Source organism: Paracoccus sp. P2 (assembly GCF_046335115.1).
GTDB classification, from domain to species: domain Bacteria; phylum Pseudomonadota; class Alphaproteobacteria; order Rhodobacterales; family Rhodobacteraceae; genus Paracoccus; species Paracoccus pantotrophus.
The window spans coordinates 1-1,253 of the sequence record NZ_JBGOSN010000148.1 but is presented as its reverse complement, the minus strand read 5'-3'; the positions used below and the strand labels follow the sequence as shown (position 1 = coordinate 1,253).

At 61.3% G+C, this 1,253-nt stretch carries 2 protein-coding genes; one reads left to right on the top strand and one right to left on the bottom strand.

Going from position 1 to position 1,253, the window contains the following annotated elements; genetic code table 11:
- Window positions 1-33: 33 nt before the first annotated feature.
- Window positions 34-645 carry a recombinase family protein gene (locus ACDP63_RS24885; RefSeq protein ID WP_038148987.1) on the bottom strand — a complete coding sequence of 204 codons (612 nt, stop codon included), beginning with the start codon at window positions 643-645 and terminating at the stop codon, window positions 34-36.
- Window positions 646-765: 120 nt separating this feature from the next.
- Here ACDP63_RS24885 and ACDP63_RS24880 point away from each other — a divergent pair.
- Window positions 766-1,253 (top strand): DUF4158 domain-containing protein (locus tag ACDP63_RS24880; protein WP_409928857.1); only part of this gene is annotated, 488 nt, incomplete at its 3' end.

The window sequence follows — 1,253 nt, the reverse complement described above, 5'->3', positions numbered from 1 at the left end:
GGGGTCTGCTGCCGGACGGTGCTAAATCCTACGCTAAGCCGATAAAACGCGCCTTCCGTGGTCCCTGAGGTTTCCGTTGGCATCGACGTAGCGATAGAGGGTCACCGGTTTGACGCCCAGCTCGGCCGCGAGGGCGGCGACTGAGGTGTCCCTGTTTGACATGGCCGCTTGGGCCAGGCGGACCTGAGCCTTGGTCAGTGCGAACTTTCGCCCGCCTTTTCGACCGCGCGCCCGGGCGGCTGCGAGACCTGCCATGGTGCGTTCCCGGATCAGGTCGCGCTCGAACTCCGCCAGGGTCGCGAAGATGCCGAAGATCATGCGACCGGCCGAGGTGGTGGTGTCGATTTCAGCGCCTTGACCAGTCAGCACGCGCAAGCCGATGCCGCGATCCGACAGGTCGCGCACGGTGTTGACCAAGTGGGTCAGCGTGCGCCCGAGCCTGTCCAGCTTCCAGACCACGAGAACATCCCCTTCCCGCAATGACCGCAGGCAGGCCTCCAGTCCTGGGCGATCATCGCGTGCGCCGGATGCCTGATCTTCGTAAATGCGTTCCGCGGGCACTCCTGCGGCGATCAGGGCGTCGCGCTGGAGATCCAGAGACTGCGACCCGTCAGCCTTGGAGATGCGTGCGTAGCCGATCAACATGTTTCACAAACGTTCGTTTGAGGTGCTTTCGTGCGGCCGGTGCTTTTCGGCATCAACCCTGTTCCTTATCCCATATCTTAAACAGAATATCACAAACTATTCGCGGAAAGAAAAAGATATATGGCACATCGCACAGTTCTGACCGACCGGCAGCGCGCAGCATTGTTCGATCTGCCGACCGTTGAGGCCGAGATGCTGCATCATTACACGCTGTCGGACGATGACCTGGAAATCATCCGCGCCCGACGCCGTCCACACAACCGTTTCGGCTTTGCTCTGCAACTGTGCGCCTTGCGATATCCCGGTCGTCTGCTGACACCCGGTGAAGTCATTCCCTTGGCAGTTACGCGCTTTCTGGCCGCGCAGGTTGGCCTGAAGCCTGATGATCTGGCCGGTTACGCGACCCGTGAAGAGACCCGCCATGAACATCTGGCGACGCTCAGAGAGCAGTATGGCTACAGGATGTTTTCTGGGAGAGGGGCGCGCGACCTGAAGGGCTGGCTGCAGGATGCGGCCGAGGGTGCCCGTTCCAATGACGATCTGGCACGGCGCTTTGTCGAGCAGTGCCGGGCGACCCGAACCATACTGCCTGGCGTCACGATCATCGA

Coding starts and splice junctions, on each gene's coding strand:
- ACDP63_RS24885 (WP_038148987.1), bottom strand. CDS start 645: ATGTTGATCGGCTACGCACGCATCTCCAAGGCTGACGGGTCGCAGTCT.